This is a genomic window from Bradyrhizobium sp. STM 3843 (assembly GCF_000239815.1).
Lineage (GTDB): Bacteria > Pseudomonadota > Alphaproteobacteria > Rhizobiales > Xanthobacteraceae > Bradyrhizobium.
Window position 1 is genome coordinate 1 of the sequence record NZ_CAFK01000134.1, and the last position, 1,653, is coordinate 1,653.

At 63.2% G+C, this 1,653-nt stretch carries 1 protein-coding gene; it reads left to right on the forward strand.

What is annotated here, in order from left to right:
* Positions 1 to 34: 34 nt before the first annotated feature.
* Positions 35 to 1,653: VCBS repeat-containing protein (locus BRAS3843_RS16215; protein ID WP_139024879.1), on the forward strand; the 1,619-nt coding region annotated here is incomplete at its 3' end.

Consider the following 1,653-nt stretch of genomic DNA (forward strand, 5'->3'; position numbering starts at 1 on the left):
CGTCGTACATGTCAATCTCGAGAGGAGGGTCGTGATGAGGATGAATTGTCCTACGTATCACTATGACAATGCCCGAACCGGTCTGCTCGTTCGGTCAAATCCGCTCCAGCGTCGGCGTCTCGGCGGCCGGGCGTGGGGGAAATATCAGGAGCTCGATCTCGGAGCTCCGGTTCGCGGCGCCGTGCTGTTCTTGCCGGACTGGCAGATCAGGAAGGGCAGCCACACCGGCGAGACCCATACGATGCTCTACGTGGCGACGTCAGCCAATCTGGTACTGGCCTATTCCGAGGAGCAGCTGCGGGCGGGCTCGACCAATCCGATCTGGCGCAGGACGCTGACGATCCCCAACACCAGGCACGGCAGCAACATTCCACCGCCGGTCGGGGTGTGCGGCACCATGGTGCTCGAGCCGGACAAGCGCCGTCTGTTCGTCGCGGCGATGACCGAGTCCGGGGAATATCGCATCTATTCGCTCGATCTGGATACGGGCGACGTCCTGGCTCAGGCGCCGATCCTCGACTCCGGTGCCAATGGCCCCATCTTCGTCGGCAAGGATCATGATCAGCGCGGCGCCTTGCTGATCGCCGGCGGTCAGGTGTTCGTGACCTTCGCGGATTTCCTGGCGGACGACAACGGGCCGTATCGCGGCTGGGTCGTCTCGTGCGAGACGGACGATTTGACCAAGCAGCAATTCCTCCCCATGGGCTCGCAGCGCACCTTCGGCGGCGGCATCTGGGGGCCGGGTGGGGCCACGGCGGATGCCTCCAACAACGTCTTCGTCGTGACCGGCAACTCGACGTCGTCGGACAACGATGATTATTGGAATCATCTCGGCCCAGGCAAGCATCCGGGCGACGTCGGCGATTTCTTCGAAGCGGTGGTGCGCGTCGAATCCACGCCTGCGGCAAAGACCGGAGATTGGACCGACATCCATGATCCCGCCCTCCAGATCCCCGGCTGGTTCGGTAACGAGAACCAGGGCGGCGGCATTGCCTTGGCTGACGTCAACGGCAATGGCCGGCCGGACCTCGTGGTGTTTCACATCGACCATCCCTCGAATGGCAATCACGGCTACTATCGCATCGGCTGGGACCTGAACGCTGTCGGTCATGCCGCCAGCTGGAGCAATCCGATTCAGATTCCCGGCTGGTTCGGCAACGAAAACCAAGGGGGCGGCATCGCAACGGCCGACATCAACGGCAATGGCCGGCCGGACCTCGTGGTGTTTCATATCGACCATCCCTCGAACGGCAACCACGGCTACTATCGGATCGGCTGGAATCTGGATGTCGCGGGCAATGTCACCGGCGGCTGGACCAGTCCGATCCAGGTGCCCGGCTGGTTCGGCAATGAGAACCAGGGCGGCGGCGTCGCCATCGCCGACCTCAACGGCAACGGCCGGCCTGACCTGATCGTGTTTCACATCGATCATCCGGCGAACGGCAACGCTGGCTACTACCGCATCGGCTGGAATCTGGACGTCGCCGGCAACGTCACCGGTGGCTGGAGCAATCCGATTCCGATCCCCGGCTGGTTCGGCAACGAGAACCAGGGCGGCGGCATCGCGATTGGCGATCTCAACGGTGACGGCCGCCCGGATCTGGTCGTCTTCCATCTCGACCATCCCTCGAACGGCAATCACGGCTACTACCG